At 68.1% G+C, this 17,400-nt stretch carries 18 protein-coding genes; 13 read left to right on the forward strand and 5 right to left on the reverse strand.

All coding sequences use genetic code 11. The features are described 5' to 3' along the window. Positions 1 to 20 precede the first annotated feature (20 nt). The 3 genes from U742_RS0115150 to U742_RS0115160 form a co-directional block, all read right to left on the reverse strand. A complete protein-coding gene (locus tag U742_RS0115150) occupies positions 21 to 1,046 on the reverse strand; it encodes an ABC transporter substrate-binding protein (RefSeq protein WP_029354477.1) in 1,026 nt (341 codons plus the stop codon). A 117-nt stretch (positions 1,047 to 1,163) separates the two neighbouring features. Next, the gene (locus U742_RS0115155) at positions 1,164 to 2,858 is read right to left on the reverse strand and encodes a thiamine pyrophosphate-binding protein (protein WP_029354479.1); all 1,695 of its coding nucleotides are present in this window, start codon (positions 2,856 to 2,858) and stop codon (positions 1,164 to 1,166) included. 64 nt (positions 2,859 to 2,922) lie between these two features. Then, positions 2,923 to 4,419 carry an aldehyde dehydrogenase gene (locus U742_RS0115160; protein WP_029354481.1) on the reverse strand — a complete coding sequence of 499 codons (1,497 nt, stop codon included), beginning with the start codon at positions 4,417 to 4,419 and terminating at the stop codon, positions 2,923 to 2,925. Positions 4,420 to 4,657: 238 nt separating this feature from the next. On the opposite strand from U742_RS0115160, the gene hutC reads away from it, so the two are divergent. After that, complete coding sequence (gene hutC / locus U742_RS0115165) at positions 4,658 to 5,434, forward strand: histidine utilization repressor (RefSeq protein WP_029354484.1); 777 nt, start codon at positions 4,658 to 4,660, stop codon at positions 5,432 to 5,434. A gap of 24 nt (positions 5,435 to 5,458) precedes the next feature. On the opposite strand, the gene U742_RS0115170 is transcribed toward hutC, so the two are convergent. Beyond that, on the reverse strand, positions 5,459 to 6,205 hold the full coding sequence (locus U742_RS0115170; protein WP_197028271.1) for an IclR family transcriptional regulator: 747 nt from the start codon (positions 6,203 to 6,205) through the stop codon (positions 5,459 to 5,461). Between the two features lie 225 nt (positions 6,206 to 6,430). On the opposite strand from U742_RS0115170, the gene U742_RS0115175 reads away from it, so the two are divergent. The 10 genes from U742_RS0115175 to U742_RS0115220 all read left to right on the forward strand — a co-directional run bounded on the left by U742_RS0115175 (position 6,431) and on the right by U742_RS0115220 (position 15,045). Further along, positions 6,431 to 7,423, forward strand: coding sequence for an ABC transporter substrate-binding protein (locus tag U742_RS0115175; RefSeq protein ID WP_029354488.1), 993 nt, complete (start codon positions 6,431 to 6,433; stop codon positions 7,421 to 7,423). Between the two features lie 62 nt (positions 7,424 to 7,485). Beyond that, positions 7,486 to 8,235, forward strand: coding sequence for an ABC transporter ATP-binding protein (locus tag U742_RS0115180; protein ID WP_029354490.1), 750 nt, complete (start codon positions 7,486 to 7,488; stop codon positions 8,233 to 8,235). A gap of 4 nt (positions 8,236 to 8,239) precedes the next feature. Further along, the gene (locus U742_RS0115185) at positions 8,240 to 9,016 is read left to right on the forward strand and encodes an ABC transporter permease (protein WP_051661222.1); all 777 of its coding nucleotides are present in this window, start codon (positions 8,240 to 8,242) and stop codon (positions 9,014 to 9,016) included. A gap of 40 nt (positions 9,017 to 9,056) precedes the next feature. Then, a complete protein-coding gene (locus U742_RS0115190) occupies positions 9,057 to 10,376 on the forward strand; it encodes a UbiD family decarboxylase (protein ID WP_029354493.1) in 1,320 nt (439 codons plus the stop codon). A 15-nt stretch (positions 10,377 to 10,391) separates the two neighbouring features. Continuing rightward, positions 10,392 to 10,994, forward strand: coding sequence for a UbiX family flavin prenyltransferase (locus U742_RS0115195; protein WP_029354495.1), 603 nt, complete (start codon positions 10,392 to 10,394; stop codon positions 10,992 to 10,994). Positions 10,995 to 11,002: 8 nt separating this feature from the next. Then, entirely contained in the window at positions 11,003 to 11,743 is a 741-nt protein-coding gene (locus U742_RS0115200) for an aspartate/glutamate racemase family protein (protein WP_029354497.1), read from the forward strand. Then, positions 11,744 to 12,856: an NAD(P)/FAD-dependent oxidoreductase gene (locus U742_RS0115205; RefSeq protein WP_029354499.1), complete on the forward strand. Its 1,113-nt coding sequence runs from the start codon at positions 11,744 to 11,746 to the stop codon at positions 12,854 to 12,856. Beyond that, positions 12,840 to 13,145: a (2Fe-2S)-binding protein gene (locus tag U742_RS0115210; RefSeq protein ID WP_029354501.1), complete on the forward strand. Its 306-nt coding sequence runs from the start codon at positions 12,840 to 12,842 to the stop codon at positions 13,143 to 13,145. The genes U742_RS0115205 and U742_RS0115210 overlap by 17 nt, the downstream gene beginning before the upstream one ends. Next, the gene (locus U742_RS0115215; RefSeq protein WP_029354503.1) at positions 13,142 to 14,551 is read left to right on the forward strand and encodes an FAD/NAD(P)-dependent oxidoreductase; all 1,410 of its coding nucleotides are present in this window, start codon (positions 13,142 to 13,144) and stop codon (positions 14,549 to 14,551) included. The genes U742_RS0115210 and U742_RS0115215 overlap by 4 nt, the downstream gene beginning before the upstream one ends. Further along, a complete protein-coding gene (locus U742_RS0115220) occupies positions 14,548 to 15,045 on the forward strand; it encodes a TIGR02444 family protein (RefSeq protein ID WP_051661223.1) in 498 nt (165 codons plus the stop codon). The genes U742_RS0115215 and U742_RS0115220 overlap by 4 nt, the downstream gene beginning before the upstream one ends. 24 nt (positions 15,046 to 15,069) lie before the next feature. Here the strand turns inward: U742_RS0115220 and U742_RS0115225 are convergent, their stop codons facing one another. Beyond that, positions 15,070 to 15,492: a group III truncated hemoglobin gene (locus U742_RS0115225; RefSeq protein ID WP_029354506.1), complete on the reverse strand. Its 423-nt coding sequence runs from the start codon at positions 15,490 to 15,492 to the stop codon at positions 15,070 to 15,072. A 179-nt stretch (positions 15,493 to 15,671) separates the two neighbouring features. On the opposite strand from U742_RS0115225, the gene U742_RS0115230 reads away from it, so the two are divergent. Beyond that, entirely contained in the window at positions 15,672 to 16,589 is a 918-nt protein-coding gene (locus U742_RS0115230; RefSeq protein WP_029354508.1) for an aldo/keto reductase, read from the forward strand. Beyond that, positions 16,589 to 17,260 carry a DUF6064 family protein gene (locus U742_RS0115235; RefSeq protein ID WP_038361759.1) on the forward strand — a complete coding sequence of 224 codons (672 nt, stop codon included), beginning with the start codon at positions 16,589 to 16,591 and terminating at the stop codon, positions 17,258 to 17,260. Before U742_RS0115230 ends, U742_RS0115235 begins: the two co-directional genes overlap by 1 nt. Positions 17,261 to 17,400: the final 140 nt, after the last annotated feature.

Raw genomic sequence — 17,400 nt, forward strand, 5'->3', positions numbered from 1 at the left:
CTCCTGGCCCACCGGTCGTCTCACTTGCTGGTCAGCTTGTTCAGCTCTTCCTGCCACTTCGCCTTGTTGGCGGTGATCTTCTCCTGATCGGGGAGGAAGAGGCGCTTGAACTGCTCGTTCTGCACCAGCAGGGCCTTGTAGGCGAAGTCATCCGGGATCTTGGCGTTCTGCACCGTCGGCGCATAGAGGTTGCGCGTGGCGAAGGCCTGCTGCACCTCGGGGCTGAGGATGTAGTTCACGAAGGCGAAGGCCATCGCCGGGTCCTTGGCGGTCTTCGGCACGTTGACGCTGGTGATCAGCGGGAAGGTGCCCTCCTGCGGCCGGGCGAAGGCGACGTTCTTCACGCCCTTGTCGAGCAGGTCCTTCATGCGGCCGGTGGCCAGCATGCCGATCCACGCATCCTCGGTCTGGAACAGCGAGACCATCTGACTCTCGACGTCGAGCGCGCCGATCAGATTGCCGCTCTTGAACAGCTCCGCCATCTTCTTCAGGCCGGGCTCGATATTGTCGATGCTGCCGCCGTTCTGGTTGGCTTCGAGCACCGTCAGGCTGAGCGTCGGAATGTGCTGCATGCCGTAGATGACGACATGGTTCTTGTACTCCGGCTTCCACAGCTCCTCCCAACTGGTCGGCGCGGTCTTCACCTTGTCGGAGTTGTAGGCGAGCACGTAGTCGCCGACATTCGCGAAGATCGTGTAGGGCGAATAGACGGCGTTGGGATAGAGGTTGGCCATGTTCGGGATCTTGCTCTTGTCGAGCTCGAGCCACAGGCCTTCCTTCTCGCCGGCGATCGAATTGAGCAGGGTGTTGGTGGTCACGTCGACCTGGCCGAGGCGCGACTTGATCAGATGGTCCGGGCTTGAGCCCACCACCCATTCGATCTTGCACTTGTTGGCTTCCTCGAAGCCCTTGGCGACCGCCTCATAGGTCTTCTGGTAGTTGCCGCCCCAGGTGGTGACGCGGAGCGTGCAGTCCTGCGCGTGAACCGGCGCGGCGAAGGCGACGAGCGCTCCGGTGAGGAGCAAGGCTGGCAGTGATGTTTTCATATCCGTTCCCCTTTGGATGTCTCTTTGGACGGTTCTTCCCTCGGCATTGGCGTCTCCCTTCTCGCGGGAAGACTGCTGCTGATCCGGCTGCCGGCCTGCCGCCCTCTGCCGGGGCGTTCAGCGTCTCGCCTCGCGGCGATTGCGCAGGTCGGTCAGCGAATAGCGGGAGTGGATCGCCTCCTGATCGACGGTCAGCTCGATCAGCGCCGGCCTGCCGGCGGCAAGCGAGCGCTCGAAGGCCGGGGCGAACTCCTCGGTGGTGGTCACCCGCTCGGCATGCGCGCCATAGGCTTTCGCCAGCGCGTAGAAGTCCGGGTTGACCAACTGGGTGCCGTTCACCCGCCCATCGAGGCGGTTCTCCTCATGGATGCGGATGGTGCCGTACATGTTGTTGTTGAACAGCACGACGATGATGTTGGCTTCGTACTGGACGGCGGTGATCAGCTCCTCCGAGCTCATCTGGAAGCAGCCGTCGCCGACGAAGTCGACCACCACCCGGTCGGGATGCACGAGCTTGGCGGAGATCGCCGCCGGCAGGCTGTAGCCCATCGAGCCGCTGATCGGCCCGAGCTGGGTGTGCAGCCGGTAATGAGCGAAATAGCGCTGGCTCCAAGTGGCATAGGCACCGACGCCATTGGTGACGATGGCATCCTCCGGCAGCCGCTCACGCAGCCATTTCATAACCTTCGGCAAGTCGATCGAGCCCGGACAGGGGCCGGGGCGGGTCTCGGCCTCGAAGGTCGCGCGCAGCGCCGCCGTCCAGCCGGCGCGGGCGGCATGTTCCACCGGCGCATGGGCGGCGAGCGCCCGGCAGAAGGCGCCATTGTCGGCGAGCAGCGCGAGGTCGACCTGGAAGACCCGGTTGAGCTCGCCGAAGCTATTGGCGACATGCACGAATTTCTGCTTCGGCACCGGGATGCTGAAGAGCGTGAAGCCCTCCATGTAGCCGGCGCCGATCGTGTTCACGTCGCTCAGCGCGTCGTTGCACATGAGGACGAAATCGGCGTCCCTGATATGCGCGAGCAGGGCCGGATTGGAGCCGATGCCGATCTCGCCGACATAGCAGGGCAGCCGGTGGTCGATGATGTCGCGCCGGCGGAAGGTGGTGACCACCGGCACGTTGCTGGCGGCCGCGAAGGCCTGGATGTCGTCGCGCGCGGCCTCGCTCCAGCCCGAGCCGCCGACGATGAGCAGCGGCCGCTCGGCGCTCGCGAGCATGGCGAAGATGCTCTCGACGTCCTCCGCCGACGGCGCGCCGGCATGGGCGGGCACCGAGCGCTTGCCCACCGGCACGCTCGCCTCCTCCTCCAGCACGTCCTCGGGGACGACCAGCACCACCGGGCCCATGCGGCCGGTCATCGCGGTCTGGTAGGCGCGCTGCACAAACTCCGGAATGCGCGCCGCATCGTCGATCTGCGCCACCCATTTGGTGGTGGGCGCGAACATGGTGCGGAAGTCGTAGGCCATGAAGGCCTCGCGCTCCATCAGCGCGCGCTTCACCTGGCCGACGATCAGGATCATCGGCGAGGAGTCCTGATAGGCCGTATGGACGCCGTTCACCGCATTGGTGGCGCCGGGGCTGCGGGTGACGAAAGCGATACCGGGTCGGCCGGTGAGCTTGCCGTAGGCCTCGGCCATCTGCGCCGCGCCGTTCTCGTGGCGGCAGGAGATGGCGCGGATGCCGGGATGGCGCACCGCCAGCGCGTCGAGCGCGTAGAGAAAGCTCTCGCCCGGCACGTGATAGACGATGTCCGTGCCGTTGAGCGCCAGCTCGTCGGCAAGAATCTCGGCGCCCTTGCGCTTCACCAACATGAGCGTCTCACCATGTGCTGGCCTCATGATCCCTGCGCGGACGGAGGACCGTCCGGCGCCTCGTTCAGCCGATGACGAACGGATTGGCGATTTCCTCGGCGGTGGAGAGCCACACGGCCTTGGTCTGCAGATATTCGCGGATGCCCTCGATACCGTTCTCGCGGCCGATGCCGCTCTTCTTGTAGCCGCCGAAGGGGGTCGTGTAGGACACGTCGCGATAGGTGTTCACCCACACGCTGCCCGCCTCGAGCAGCTCCGACATGCGCAATGCGCGCCGCATGTCGGCGGTCCACAGGCCGGCAGCGAGGCCGAACTCGGTGTCGTTGGCGATCGCAACCGCCTCCTCCATCTCGTCGAAGACGATGGTGGAGAGCACCGGGCCGAACACCTCCTCGCGGGCGATCCGCATGTCGTTGTTCACGCCGGCGAAGATGGTCGGCTCGACGAAGAAGCCCTCGGAGCACTCGGCGCCATCCGGCCGCTTGCCGCCGATGACCAGCTCGGCGCCTTCCTGCCGGGCGATGTCGATATAGCCGAGCACCTTGTCGTACTGCATGCGGTTGGCGATCGGGCCGATCTGGGTCGCCGCGTTGCGCGGGTCGCCAATGCGCGCCGACGTGCTGAAGGTGGCGAGCTTCTCGACGAATTCGTCATGCACCTTGCGCTGCACCAGCAGGCGCGAGCCGGCGATGCAGGTCTGGCCGACCGCGCCGAAGATGCCGCCCACCACGCCGCGCACCGCATTGTCGAGATTGGCGTCGTCGAAGACGATGTTCGGTGACTTGCCGCCGAGTTCCAGGCTGACGCGCTTCACGTCCTTCGCCGCCAGCGAATAGAGATGCGCGCCGGTCGCCGTCGAGCCGGTGAAGCCGACATGGCGGGTGAGCGGATGGGTGACCAGCGGCTCGCCGACCTCCTTGCCGTAGCCGGTCACGACGTTGATGACCCCTGGCGGGAAGCCGGCCTTCTCGACCAGCTCCATCAGCTTCAGCGCGGTGGCGGAGGTGTGCTCGGCCGGCTTCAGCACCACAGTGTTGCCGGCCGCCAGCGCCGCCGGAAGCTTCAGCGAGAGCAGGAACAGCGGCGCGTTCCACGGCACGATGCCGACGCAGACGCCGAGCGGCTCGTGGCGCGAAAAGCTGAGCGCCGGCTTGTCGCAAGGATGCACGGCGCCTTCGATCTTGTCGGCGAGTCCGGCGTAATAGTAGTACCAGTTCGGGATGTAGCGGATCTGGTGGCGCATCTCGGCGAGCAGGCGACCATTGTCGCGCACCTCGATCTCGGCGAGTTCGTCGGCGTGTTGTTCGATCAGCTCGCCGAAACGGTGAATGATCCGTCCGCGCTTTGAGGCATGCATCCGGCGCCACGGACCCTCGGCGAAGGCCTTATGGGCGACGCGCACGGCGCGGTCGGCGTCGGCGGCGCTGCCGCGGGCGACCAGGGCCCACGGCTTGGCCGTGAACGGATCGACCGTCTCGAAATACTCGCCAGACGCCGGCGCGACCCGTTCACCGCCGATATACATGTCGAGCTTCGGCAGCGCGCCCGTACCCGGTGTCATACACACTCTCCCCACAACCCCTGCAACCACACGACGGCCACCAGCCACCATCTGTGGCTGGTACATAATACCTGTCTTTCGGCAGCAAAATGATATCTATTTCGTGAAAAATGATATCATTATGAGGGGCTGTCAAGCGCATTTCGGGAGCAATCTCGACCTCCAGCGACTGGACAGCTCAGCTCGAACCGGCATATCGTTCGGAAAGTGATATTCATTTCATGACTCCCGAGGGCACATGAGCGAGACCGGCGTCGTTGCGCAGCCCCTGTACGGACAGATCAAGTCGGCGATCGAGAAGCGCATCCGCGCCGAGGAATGGCCGGCGGATTTCCAGGTCCCGCGCGAGGAGGAGCTGGCGGAAGAGTTCGGCGCATCCCGGCTCACCGTCCGGCGGGCGCTGCGCGAGCTTCAGACCGAGGGAATGCTGATCCGGGTTCAGGGGCGCGGCACCTTTGTCATCGGCCCGAAGATGCAATGCGCGGTGTTCGAGCTCCCCGACGTGTCGGAGGAAATCGAGGACGGCGGCGGCGTGCATATGAGCGAAGTGATATCACTTTGCGCGCTGGAGCCCGGAAGCCCGCTCGCCAACCTGCTGCCCCTGCCCGAAGGCGGCACGGTCTTCCACTCGCGCATCCTGCACAAGGAGGACGGCACGCCGATCCAGCTCGAGGACCGCTTCGTCAATGCGGACGAGGCGCCGGCCTATCTCGATCAGGACTTCACCCGGATCACCCCGCACACCTATCTGCTGCGCGAGACCGAGGTCACCTTCGTCGACAACACCATCCGCGCCATCCGCCCGGACGAGGAAAGCCGCGCCCTGCTGCAGATCGATGCGAGCCAGCCCTGCCTGCTGCTCGACCGCCGGACCTGGCGCGGCGATACCCCGGTGACGCGCAGCCGTTTCCTCTATCCGGGCGACCGCTATCGCCTGCGCAGCTCGCACGAGGCCACCACCACGGCGGCGCCGTCCGTTCGCTCGCCCGGCCTGCCGCCGAGGCGCATCCGATGACGGGCCGGGCCGCAGCGGCGGCTGTCAGAATGCCTTGCGATGGATGCTGAGATGGCCGGCGATCTCACCGGCGCAGGCGATCACCGCCTCGCCAAGCGCCGCGCGCCGCTCGGGCGGGAAACGATAGAGCGGCACGGTCGCGGTGACGCAGCCGAGCAGGCGGCCCGAGGCGTCGAACACGGCCGCGGCAATGCCGCCAACATCGCTTTCATATTCGCCTACATTGACGGCGTAGTGCTGCCGGCGCGCGCGGACGAGATCCTCGGCGAGCGCCTTCGGGTCGGTGATGGTGGCGTCGGTGTAGCGGTGGAGCGGCGCGCTGCAATAGGCCGAAAGCGCCTCCTCGCCGAGATGGGCGAGCAGGATCTTGCCGGTCGCCGTGGCGTGGCCCGGCTTGCGGCGCCCGGGAAGCGAGAAGGCGCGCACGGAATTCGAGCCCGGAACCTGGGCGATCGAGACCGAATCCCGGCCGTCCCAGACATTGAAGCTGCAGGTCTCGCCGGTGCGGGCGGCGAGCTGCGCGAGGATCGGCTCGACCGCGTCCGCCACCGCGAAATCGGCGAACAGCGGCGCGGCGAGCGCCAGCAGGCCGAGCCCCAGCAGGAAACGGCCGGTGGCGGGATCCCGCCGCAGCAGCCGCGCCTTCTCCAGCGTCGCGGCGAGGCGCGAGGTCGAGCTCTTGTGCAGTCCGATGCGGCGGGCGAGGTCGTTGGTGCCCAGGGGGGCGCCGGCCTCCGCCACGCAGCGCAGCAGCTCTATCGCGTGTTCCACCGAGCCGATCGTGCCCGAGCGCGGCGGGGCCTCGGCGGGCGAAAGCGGCTCGGTCCGGTTCTGTATCGTGCCGTTATCCAAAGCATTCCCCCCGACCGGCGACCGCTATTTCAGCTTGACAAGGATTGAAGTCAACTGAAGCCTAATAGTTGGAACACTGTTGCGCATTGCGCAACTCATTGGGCAGCGACCGGGAAACGGCGCCGACGGGGAACGGAGAAACAGATGAAGAACATCAGGCATTTCGGTGCCGCGCTGGCGGCCGTGGCGGTTCTGTGGGGAGCGACGTCGGCGGGTGCGCAGGCGGCTGAGCCGAAGAAGGTGACCTTCCTGACGAACTACGTCTTCAACGGGCGCCACGCTCCGTTCTTTGTCGGTGTCGAAAAGGGCTTCTACAAGGAAGCCGGCCTCGATGTGGCGATCGCGCCGGCGACCGGCAGCGGCTTCGTCATCACCGCGGTCGACAGCGGCAAGGCCGATTTCGGCATGGCCGACTTCGGCTCGGTCACGCAGGGCGTCGCCAAGGGCGCCAAGGTCAAGGCCTTCTCGGTCTACACCGACATCACCACCAACGGCCTCGCCTCGCTCTCGCCGGTGCCCACCCCGGCCGACGTGATCGGCAAGAAGCTCGCCGCCGGGCAGACCGATAGCGTGCGCGTCATCCTGCCCATTATCTTCGACGCCCATAAGCTCGACCCGGCGAAGATCGAGTGGCAGGCGGCCGATCCGAGCGTCTATTTCTCGCTGCTGCTCTCCGGTCAGGTCGACATGTTCACCGCGACCTCGGACGGCGACGTGCCGGCGCTGGTCAAGGCGGCTGACCAGCAGGGCAAGAAGGTAAGTTTCGCTTCTTTCGCTGCATGGGGTTACGACGTGTTCGGCTTCGTGCTGCTCGGTTCGCGCGACGCGGTCGAGAAGAACCCGGCCGAAGCCGCTGGCTTCGCCGCCGCGACGAAAAAGGCCGTCGAGTACTCGATCGCCCATCCGGACGAGGCAGCGGCGATCATGGTCAAGTACAACCCGACCATGTCGCTCGACACGGTGAAGGCGCAGCTCGCCGGCGCGCTGCAGGCCATGCAGACGCCCTATGTCGCGAAGAACGGCTACGGCGTCGCCACCGACGAGCGGCTGAAGCACTCCATCGACCTCGTGAAGACGGCGCTGAAGCTCACGGCCGACGTGACGCCGGCGCAGGTCTTCGTGCAGCTCGGCAAATGAGCCTCCCGTCCCGACCGGCGGCGCGGCAGCCCAGTCGCGCCGCACGCTGATGCGAGCCGTCAATGTCCGTTGAAATCCGCAACGTCTCGAAAAGCTTCCGCACCACCCTCGCGGTCGAGGACGCGTCGCTGACGCTGGGGGACGGCAGCTTCGTCTCGATCGTCGGGCCGAGCGGTTGCGGCAAGTCGACCCTGCTGCGCCTCGTCGCCGGTCTGATGCCGCCGACCGGGGGCAGCATCGCGGTGCGCGGCGCGCCGGTGAAGGGGCCGGTCCGCGACATCGGCATGGTGTTCCAGTCGCCGGTGCTGCTGCCGTGGCGGCGCACGCTCGACAACATTCTGTTCGTCGCCGAGATGGGCGGGCGCAAGCCCGCGCTCTGGCGCGAGAGGGCGCTGGAGCTGATGCAGCTCGCCGGCCTGTCCGGCTTCGAGCAGAGCTACCCGCACGAGCTCTCCGGCGGCATGCAGCAGCGCGCCTCGATCTGCCGCGCCATGCTGCTGAAGCCGCCGCTGATCCTGATGGACGAGCCGTTCGGCGCGCTCGACGTCATCACCCGCGAGCGCATGGGCTTCGCGCTGCAGACCTTGTGGAACGAGAGCCGCAACACGGTGCTGTTCGTCACCCACTCCATCACCGAGGCGGTGCTGCTGTCCGACACGGTGGTGGTGATGACCCCGCGTCCCGGCCGCATCCGCGACGTCGTGCCGATCGACCTGCCGCGGCCGCGCCATGCCGACACGCTGCGCGATCCGCGTTTCCTTGAGCTGTCGGAACGCGTGCGCGACGGCATCGAGGCGCAATGGGTGGAATGACGCCATGACCGAGACCCTCGCCCAACGCCTCGGCGCCGTGCTGAAGCCCCTGCTCGGCTTCGCGCTGCTGCTGCTCGTCTGGGAATATGGCGCGCCGCTGGCCGGCATACCGCCCTATGTGCTGCCGCTGCCGAGCGCCATCGGGCAGCGTTTCGCCGAGACCTTCAGCGTGCAGATGCACGGTCTGGCGATGACGGCCTTCACCACGCTTGCCGGCCTCGCGCTGGCGCTGGTGGTGGGCGTGCTCCTGGCGCTGCTCATCATCTATGTGCCGGTGCTGGGCTCGATCGTCACGCCGCTTCTGGCCGCCTTCAACTCCATCCCGAAGATCGCCATCGCGCCGCTCTTCGTCATCTGGTTCGGGCTTGGCTACGAATCCAAGGTGCTGCTCGCCTTCCTGCTGGCGCTGTTCCCGATCTTCGTGAATTCGGTGACCGGCCTCGGCGAGATCGAGGCCGACCTCATCGACCTGTCGACGCTCGCCGGCGGCTCGAAATGGCGGATCTTCACCAAGGTCCGGCTGATGAACGCGGTGCCCTACATTACCGACGCGGTGAAGGTGGCGTTCCCGCTGGCGCTGGTCGGCTCGATCGTCGGCGAGTTCATCGGCGGCAATAGCGGTATCGGGCACCTGATCCTGTCCGGCCAGTTCAACCTCGATACGCCGCTCGTCTTCGCGACGCTGCTGTCGATCACCCTGTTCACGACGCTCGGCATCGGCGCCGTGTCCCTGTTCGAGAATGCCTTCCTCACCTGGCGCCCCTCGCAGCGCAAGCGCTGAAGCCGCGCCAGTGGCCTGCCCTTTTTCGGAGTTCTGACCTATGCGCGACTATATCTCCCGCCTGCGCGAGCGCGGCGACCTGCTGGTGGTCGACAAGGAGATCGATCCGTTCCATGAGCTCGCGGCGGTCACCCATGCCGCGCAGAAGCGCTGGGGTAAGCCGATCCTGTTCAACAAGGTGAAGGGCACCCGCTTTCCGGTGGTCACCAATGTCTACGGTTCGCGCGACCGGCTAGCCGAGGTGATCGGCATCGACGCCAAGGACTTCTGCCGGCAGTGGAGCAACCTCGCCAGTCTCGGCAAGGGATCGGGCGATCCCTTCGTTGCCGTCGAGGATGACGGGCTGACCGAGGTGAAGCTCTCCGAGCTGCCGCTGATCACCTATTCCGACCGCGACGCCGCGCCTTATTTCACCTCGGCGATGTTCATCGCCAAGGACCCGGAGACCGGGGTGGGCAACCTCTCCTATCACCGCTCCATGTATGTGAGCGACAACGAGCTGCGCTGCCGCCTCGCCCCGCGCCATCACCTGACCATCTATCACGAGAAGGCGGAGAAGATGGGCAAGCCGCTGGAGGCGGCGATGCTGATCGGCGCGCCGGCGACCTCCTTCCTCACCGCTGCCGCCCCCCTGCCCTACGACGTCGACGAGCTGGAGGTCGCCGCGCGGCTGAAGGGCAGCCCGATCGCCATGCGCAAGTGCAAACATATCGACCTGGAGGTCCCGGCCGACACCGAGATCGTCATCGAAGGGCGCTTCCTGCCCAATGAGCGCCGGCCGGAAGGCCCGTTCGGCGAGTTCATGGGCTATTACGTGCCCGAAGGGCCGAACGCTGTGTTCGAGGTGCTCGGCGTCACCGTGCGCAAGGATGCGGTGTTCCACTCCATCCTGTGCGGCTCGGCGGAAGAGGTGCTGACGCTGGAGCTGTCGGTCTCCGCCAACATCTACCAGCGCCTCAGCGCCGCGCTGCCCGGCATCCTCGACGTGACCTGCCAGCCCTTCGTCACCCACGCCATCGTCAAGATCGACCCGCAATTCGAGGGGCATGCCCGGCAGGTGATGCTGGCGACCATCGGCGCCGAGCCGATCTGGGCCAAGGTGATCACGGTCGTCGACGAGGACGTCGACATCTACAGCATGGACGACGTGATGTGGGCGATCCTCACGCGCTGCCGGCCGGACAAGGACATGATCATCATCCCCGAGACGCCGTCCTTCTATCGCGACGAGCAGAAGGACCATTGGGGGCGGCTGCTGATCGACGCCACCAAGCCGTTCCACCGGAAGGCCGAGTTCGAGCGCAAGAAGATCCGCCTCGCCGACAAGGTGAACCTTGCCGACTGGTTCGCGAACGCCTGACCCGTGGAGAGGCAGATGGACAAGCCGGAGCGTCCGCGCATCGTCGTCGGCATCAGCGGCGCCTCCGGCGCCGTCTACGGCGTGCGCGCGATCGAGATGCTGGAAGCCGCCGGGGTGGAGACGCATCTCATCGTCACCCGCTCGGCGCACCTCACCATCTCGCAGGAGCTCGGCCTCAGCCCCGCCGCGCTCGCCGAGAAGGCGAGCGTCGTCCACAATGTGGCGGATGTCGGGGCCTCGATCTCCAGCGGCTCGTTCCGCACGCTCGGCATGCTGATCGCGCCCTGCTCGGTGCGCTCCATGTCGGAGATCGCCACCGGCGTGACCTCCAGCCTGATGAGCCGCGCCGCCGACGTGGTGCTGAAGGAGCGCCGCAAGCTCGTGCTGATGGTGCGCGAGACGCCGCTGCATCTCGGCCATCTGCGCACCATGACCGCGCTGACCGAGATGGGCGCCATCGTCATGCCGCCGGTGCCGGCCTTCTACGCCCTGCCCAATACGCTCGCCGAGATGGTCGACCATTCGGTGAGCCGCGCCCTCGACCTGTTCGGCATCGACAGCGGCGCCTGCCACCGTTGGACCGGCATGGCGAGCGCGCGCCGCGCCGAGACCCCGTGAGGGCGCCGATGACCGCTTCCCCCACGCCGCGCGTCCGGCCGGTCCACGGCACCATGATCGGCATCATGGTGCTCGACACCCGCTTCGAGCGGCTGCCGGGCGACATCGCCAACGCCGCGACCTGGCCGTTCCCGGTACAGTTCCGCGTCGTGCGCGGCGTGCGCCCGCAGGATGTGATCGAGGGTGACCCCTCCGCCATGCTGGCACGCTTCTTTGAGGCGATCGACGACCTCGTCGCGATGGGGGTGGACGGCATCACCACGAGCTGCGGCTTCCTCGCCGCCGTCCACCCGGAGTTAAAGCGCCACAGCCCGGTGCCGATCGCCACCTCCAGCCTGATGCAGATTCCGCTGGCGCTGAGCCTGCTGCCGGAGGGCCGGACGGTCGGGGTGATCGTCTCGGACAAGGCGGCGCTGAAGGACCAGCATTTCCGCAATGTCGGCGCCCCGACCGGGCTGCCGCTCGGCGAATTGCCGCTCAATGGGACGATCCGCACCCATATGCGCACCAACGCCCCGGTCGCCGACCCTGCGGCGCAGGAGCGCGAGGTTCTCGACGTGGTGGCGCGCATGCTGGAGGAGACGCCCTCCATCGGCGCCATCGTGTCGGAATGCGCCAACCTGCCGCCCTTCTCGGCGGCGATCCGCCGTCGCTTCGGCCTGCCGGTCTACGACATCGTCTCGCTGGTCGACTGGCTGCATGCCGGGCTCAGTCCGCGGCGTTTTCCCGTCGAGGATCGGGGCCGCTAGATGCCCGGTGCGACGCATGACCTGATCGTCGTCGGCGGCGGGCTGATCGGCTCGGCGATCGCCTGGGGCGCCGGCCGCGCCGGGGCCGATGTCGCGCTGCTCGACGAGGGCGACGTCGCCCATCGCGCCGCGCGCGGCAATTTCGGGCTGATCTGGCTGCAGGGCAAGGGCGTCGGCGCGCCGGCCTATATGCGCTGGTCGCTGCAGGCGGGGCATCTCTGGGAGACGTTCGCGGCGGCGCTGGTCGATGAGACCGGCATCGATATCGGCTGGCGCCGGCCGGGCGGCCTCCAGTTCTGCTTCTCGGACGAGGAGATGGACGGGCGCCGGCGCGTCGCCGAGCAGACCCGCACTGACGGCGGCGACATCGCGATCGAGCTGTGGGATCGCGCGGATGTGCTCGACCGGGTGCCGGAGGTCGGCCCGGAGGTGGTCGGCGCCTCCTATTCGCCGCTCGATTCCCATGTGAGCCCGCTCTATCTGCTCCGCGCCCTGCAGGAAGGCTTGCAGGCCGGGGGCGGAACCTATCTTTCGGGCGCGGGGGTTGCGGCGCTGCGCGCCGAGGCCGGCCTGTTCGTCGCCGAGACGGCGCGCGGCCCGGTGCGGGGACGGCGGATCGTCATCGCCGCCGGGCTCGGCGCGGCCGATCTCGCCCCGCAGCTCGGCCTTTCCATACCGGTGCGCCCCGAGCGCGGGCAGATCGTGGTGACGGAGCGGGTGAAGCCGTTCTTCGCCTATGTCGGCAGCGGCGTGCGGCAGACCGCCGAGGGCAGCTTCCTGATCGGCTCCAGCCATGAGGAGGCCGGCTTCAGCGAGGGCACCGACGTCGCCACCGCGGCCCGGCTGTGCGCCTCGGCGGTGCGGACCTTTCCGCGGCTCGCCGAGGTCAACGTCGTGCGCCTGTGGGGCTCGCTCCGGGTGATGACGCCGGACGGCAAGCCGATCTACGAGGAATCGCAAACCCATCCCGGCGCCTTCGCCGCGACCTGCCATAGCGGGGTGACGCTGTGCAGCGCACATGCGCTCGTGCTCGGCCCGGCGATCGCCGACGGCGTGCTGCCGGAAGCGGTGGCGAGCTTCCGGAGCGACAGGTTCCATGTTCAGGCGCATTGAAGCCTCCGCCGGCACGGCGGGGACGCTGACCTTCGAGGAGCGGCCGGTCGCCTTCCGGGCCGGCGACAACGTCGCCGCCGCGCTGCTCGCCGCCGGCATCGCCCGCTTCCGCGACAGCCCGGTCGATGCCGCGCCGCGCGCGCCCTATTGCATGATGGGTGTGTGCTTCGAGTGCCTCGTCGAGATCGACGGCCGGCAGAACCAGCAGGCCTGCCTCATACCGGCGCGCACGGGCATGGTGATCCGCCGCCAGCGCGGCGCCCGCGATCTGGCGGATCGCGCACCATGAACGGCCGATGGGACGCCGTGGTGATCGGCACCGGGCCGGCCGGCATGGCCGCCGCCGCGACGCTGGCCGAAGGCGGCGCGCGCACCCTCGTCGTCGACGAGCAGCCGGAGGTCGGCGGCCAGATCTACCGCGCCATCGAGCGCAACCGCGGCAATGACGCGCTCGGGCGCATCCTCGGCGCGGATTATCTGCGCGGCGCGCCGCTCGCCGGGCGCCTGCGCGCCAGCGGCGCCGAAATCCGCCTCGCCACGCTGGTGTGGCGCATCGACGAGGATCGCGGCGTGTGGATGCGCCGCGACGGCAGCGTCGAGCGTGCGGAGGCGCGAAACGTCGTCATCGCCACCGGCGCGATGGAACGCCCTGTCCCGGTGCCGGGCTGGACGCTGCCGGGGGTGATGACCATCGGCGCCCTGCAGATCCTGCTCAAATCATCCGGGCTCATACCCTCCGGCCGTCTGGTGCTGGCCGGCAGCGGACCGCTTTTCTATCTCTTCTCGCGACAATGCGTGGAAGCCGGGGTGAGCGAGCTCACCCTGCTCGACACCGCCGACGGTCGCCACCTGCCGGGAGCGCTGCCGCTGCTGCCCAAGGCCCTCACCGGCCAGGGCTGGCGCTATCTGCTGAAGGGCGCGGGCCTGCTGGCCGGGCTGCGGCGTGCCGGCGTCACCCTCTATCGCGGGGTGAGCGGCATCACGCTCGAAGGGTCGGAGCATGTCGCGGGCATCCGTTTCACCCATCGCGGCGGCACCGGGAGCCTCGCCTGCGACACGGTCGGGCTGCATGAGGGGGTCATTCCCCATCAGCAGATGACGCGCTCGCTCGGCTGCGTCCACGATTATGAGCCGGCGCAGCAGAGCTTTCATCCGCGCCGCGACGCGTGGGGGCTGAGCAGCCGTCCGGGTATTTTCGTCGCCGGGGATGCGGGCGGCATCGTCGGCGCGCAGGCGAGCGCCCATGAGGGCACGATCGCGGCCCTCGCGATCCTGCACGCGCTCGGCCGGCTGTCGCAGGAGGAGCGCGAGCGCCGCTTCGCGGCCGAGGCGCGCGCCCGGCGCGCCCATCTCGCCGCGCGCCCCTTCATCGACCGGCTCTACACGCCGCGCGACGAGGTGCTCGTCCCCGCCGACGCCACCATGATCTGCCGCTGCGAAACGGTGGCGGCCCGCGAGCTGCGCCGGCTTGCCGGGCACGGCGTTCCCGGCCCGAACCAGGCCAAGGCGTTCCTGCGCTGCGGCATGGGCCCGTGCCAGGGACGCCTTTGCGGCCCCACCGTGACGAGCATCTTCGCCCGCGAAACCGGCGATACGCCGGACGCGACGGGCTATTATCGCATCCGCTCGCCGCTGAAGCCCGTCACCGTCGGCGAGCTTGCCGGAAGCGGCAAGGAGACCGGAAGCCATCCATGACATCGTCGCTCTGGGATTTCGCGCTCGACTTCTACGCTCGCCCCGGCGTGTCCGGCGCATGCCTCACCTTGCAGGACGAGGCCGGCGTCGACGTGATCCAGCTCATCGCCGTGCTCCATGCCGAGCTGCGCGGACAGCCGCTCGATGCCGAGGCGATCGGACATCTGCGGGAGGCCATGGCGGATTGGCGGCAGGGCGTGGTGCTGCCGCTGCGCGCCGCGCGTCGCTTCCTGCGCCAGCCTCTGGCGGGGCACGATGCCGAGAAGGAGAAGCTGCGCCAGTCGGTCAAGGCCGTCGAGCTTCAGGCCGAGAAGCTGCAGCTAGCCCTCGCCGAAGCGTGGCTGGAAGCGCGGGGCGCATCCGAAGGCCTCCCGCTCCGCGCGGCGGTCGAGACACTTTGTGCTGCCGCGCCGACGGACGCCGGGACGCGCGCGCGGATCGAGGAAGCCGTGGCCACGATCCTCGCCGCCGGAGAGGATTGCCGGCGAGGTTAGCCGCCCGCCTTCGGAGCGCCCGCCTCAGTCCCTCGCGTGCCGTGGCGAATGAAACTCGCCGCGCTGGGTGGCGATCCCCATCTCGAAGCTGTCGGCGATGCGGCCGGCCCGGATGATGAACGCGTCGGCGACGTCAGCCGGGCAGAGGTCGCGCGCCGTCTCCTCGAAAAGCTGCAGCCAGCGATCGAAATGTTCGCCGCGCAGCGGAAGCATCAGATGCGGCCGCATCGGCCGGCCGTTATAGCGCCCGCTGCGGAGCATGATCGAGGACCAGAAGTCCGAGATCTTGTCGATGTGCTCGTCCCAGTCCTGGACCGCGGCATTGAAGATCGGGCCGATCAGCGCGTCCGCCCGCGCCCGCCCATAGAAGGTGCGGACCAGACGCCGGATCAGCGCATCGTCGATGCGGGGACGGACGATATTCAGGGCGGAGGAGGTATCGGTCATGGGGCCCTTGTGCCAAGGCCCCGCCGCCGGTGGCAAGACGGCATGAACACGTATGAGGACGGCAATACCGCAGAACGGGCTGGCCGGCGCCCGATCTTACGTAGCTGTGATCAGGCAGGCCGGCGAAGGCGGTAAAGTCGGTCGCCGTAAGGCAAGACGCTTGGCGAAAGGGAAGTCCGGTGATCATCACGCGCAGGAGGCTCGTTGAGGCCGCCGGCCTTGGCGCCGCGGCGGCGCTTCTGCCGACAAGGATGCGCGCGCAGGCGACGGCGCCGCTCACCCGCGTCATACCGTCATCGGGCGAGCGGATGCCGGCCGTGGGGCTCGGCACCTGGATCACCTTCAATGTCGGCGAGGATCCGGCCCTGCAGGCCGAATGCACGCAGGTCATGGCGGCCTTCTTCGCCGCCGGCGGACGGATGATCGACAGCTCGCCGATGTATGGATCGTCGCAGGCGGTGGTCGGCCGTGGCCTCGAACGGCTCGGACATCCCGAGACGCTGTTCGCGGCCGACAAGGTCTGGACCTCGGCGCCCGCCAATGGCGCCGTGCAGATCGAGCAGTCGCGCCGGCTCTGGGGCGTGAAGAGCTTCGATCTCCTGCAGGTGCATAATCTCCTGACGTGGGAGGCGCATCTCGACACGCTGTTCGCCATGAAGGCGGCGGGACGGCTGCGCTATGTCGGGATCACCACCTCGGAGGGGCGCCGGCACGACCTCCTCGAACAGATCATGCGCGGCCATCCCCTCGATTTCGTGCAGCTCACCTACAATCCCGTCGACCGCGAGCCCGAGCAGCGCCTGCTGCCGCTCGCCGCCGAACGCGGCATCGCGGTGATCGTCAACCGCCCGTTCCGGCAGGGCGAGCTGACGGAGCGCCTCGACGGCGAACCGCTTCCCGGATGGGCGGGCGAGATCGGCGCGACGAGCTGGGCCGAGCTGATCCTGAAATTCATCCTGTCGCACCCCGCCGTCACCGTCGCCATCCCGGCCACCACGCGCGTCGACCATGTCCGCGAGAATGTCGCGGCGGCGGGCGGCGATCTTCCCGACCGAAGCATGGCGGAGCGGATCGCCGCCCATATCGGCGCGCTCTGATGTCCGAATGGTGGAGCTATCGGCTCGAGGACTTCCTGCTGTTCGCGCCGCGCGTCTATTGGCGGCTGATCGAGGCACAGAACGCCGCGCTGTGGCCGCTGCATGTGGCGAGCGTCGGGGCGGGTCTGGCGATCGTCCTGCTCGTCGCCCGCCGCCCGCAGAACGCGATGCCGTGGACGGGCCTCGTGCTCGCCGCCGTCTGGGCGTTCGTCGGCTGGTCCTTCCTCCTGAACCGCTATGCCGCCATCAACTGGGCGATCCTCTACATCGCCCCGGCCTTCTTTCTGCAATCCGCGCTGCTGGCGATCGCCGCCGTCCTGCCGCGCGGCCTAACCATCGATGGGCGGGCCGCCGGCGGAAGGACCGGGCTGCTGGTCGCCCTCGCCGGCCTGCTGCTCTATCCCTGCCTGCCGCTGGTCTCCGGTCACCCGTGGACCAGCGCCGAAGTCTTCGGCATCGCGCCCGATCCCACCGCGATTGTGACGCTCGGCCTGCTGCTGGCGGCGCGCGGCCCTCTGCTCGCCGTGTTGCTGCCGATCCCGCTGTTCTGGTGCCTGTTCAGCGGGCTCACCTTGCTGGCCATGGATGAGGTCGAGGCGTGGCTGCTCCTCGCGACCGCCGCCTTCGTCCCGATCCTTGTTCTCGTCGGGCGTCGCCGGCCTCAAACCTAGCCGGGGCGACGAGGTCCCGGCAGGAACCGATCCTGAGAGCCGACCTTCGCCGCGGAGCAACACGACGTTTTGCTTCTCCCGCCACGACAGTCGCTGATCTTCATTAGTTAATATGCCGCACTGCGGTATAGATCGGGTCA

The sequence above is a fragment of the Allobosea sp. 117 genome (assembly GCF_000702305.1).
Taxonomy (GTDB): Bacteria; Pseudomonadota; Alphaproteobacteria; order Rhizobiales; family Xanthobacteraceae; genus Ancylobacter.